The 1,670-nt window shown below is 68.3% G+C and carries 1 protein-coding gene; it reads right to left on the bottom strand.

Annotation, left to right across the window (positions count from 1 at the left end; all coding sequences use genetic code 11):
- Positions 1-230: 230 nt before the first annotated feature.
- Positions 231-1,670 (bottom strand): NADP-dependent phosphogluconate dehydrogenase (gene gndA / locus QH196_RS18190; RefSeq protein WP_280416995.1); only part of this gene is annotated, 1,440 nt, incomplete at its 5' end.

Here is a 1,670-nt window from a genome sequence, read left to right on the forward strand (position 1 = left end):
TATCTTCGGCGCGCATACCTATGAGCGGGTGGATGCCGAGGGCAAGTACCACACGCTGTGGAGCGAGGACCGGTCCGAAGTCCGGACCAGCTGAGCCTGAGGAGGGGGGGGGGGCGGGGCCGCCCACGCCGCCCCCCGCCCCCGCGGCCGGGCGCGCCCGGGGGCCTCCCCCCGCCCCCCCGCCGCGGGGGGGGGGGGCGGGGCCGCCCGCCCCCCCCCCCACCACAGGCTCAGCTGGTCCGGACTTCGGACCGGTCCTCGCTCCACAGCGTGTGGTACTTGCCCTCGGCATCCACCCGCTCATAGGTATGCGCGCCGAAGAAATCACGCTGGGCCTGGGTGAGTGCGGCCGGCAGCCGCTGCGCGCGCAGGGCGTCGTAGTACGACAGCGAGGAGGCGAACGCCGGTACCGGGATACCCAGCAGGGTCGCGGTGGCGACCACGCGGCGCCAGCTGTCGATCGCGGTTTCGATCGCGCTGCGGAAATAGGGGTCCAGGATCAGGCTCGGCAGCGCCGGATCGGTTTCGTAGGCCTCCTTGATCCGGTTCAGGAAGCGGGCCCGGATGATGCAGCCGCCACGCCAGATGGTGGCCATATCGCCGGGCTTCAGATCCCATCCGTACTCCGTGCTGCCCGCGGCGATCTGATCGAAGCCCTGCGCGTAGGCGACAACCTTGGAGGCGTACAGGGCCTGCCGGATATCCTCGGTGAACTGGGCGATATCGGTCGGTTTGGCGGCGAGTTCGCCCGCGGCCAGATCCTTGGCGGCGGCGCGCTGGGCCCGCGACCCCGACAGCGCCCGGGCGAACACCGCCTCGGCGATACCGGTCACCGGGATACCGAGATCGAGCGCCGATTTCACCGTCCAGCGCCCGGTACCCTTCTGCTCCGCGGCATCGACGATCACATCGACCAGCGGTTTACCGGTTTTCGTATCCACCTGCCCGAGGACCTCGGCGGTGATCTCCACCAGATAGCTTTCCAGATCGCCGGAGTTCCACTGGGTGAAGATATCGGCGATCTGCTTCGGGTCGAGATCCAAGGCGGCGCGGAACAGGTGATAGGCCTCGCCGATCAGCTGCATATCCGCGTACTCGATACCGTTGTGCACCATCTTCACGAAATGCCCGGACCCGTCGGGGCCGATATGGGTGCAGCACGGCGTGCCGTCGACCTGTGCGGCGATCGACTCCAGCAGTGGACCCAGCGATTCATAGGATTCGACCGGCCCGCCGGGCATGATGGAGGGCCCGTTGAGGGCGCCTTCCTCACCGCCGGAGATACCGGCGCCGACGAAATTCAGACCACGGTCCCGTAGCGCCGCTTCCCGGCGGATGGTGTCGGTGTAGAGGGCGTTACCGCCGTCGATGATGATATCGCCGGGCTCCATGGCGGCGGCGAGCTCTTCGATCACCGCGTCGGTGGCGTCCCCGGCCTTCACCATGATGAGCACGCGGCGCGGTTTCTCGAGCGCCGCGACGAACTCGGCGATGGTTTCGGTGCGGACGAAATCACCGTCGCCGCCGTGCGCGGCGAGCAATGCGTCGGTTTTGGCGACGCTGCGATTGTGCAGGGCCACGGTGTATCCGTGCTTGGCGAAGTTACGGGCGATATTGCTGCCCATCACCGCCAGGCCGGTGACCCCGATCTGGGCACGCGCTGTGGAGGA

Source organism: Nocardia carnea (assembly GCF_029868325.1).
Classification (GTDB): Bacteria; Actinomycetota; Actinomycetes; order Mycobacteriales; family Mycobacteriaceae; genus Nocardia; species Nocardia carnea_C.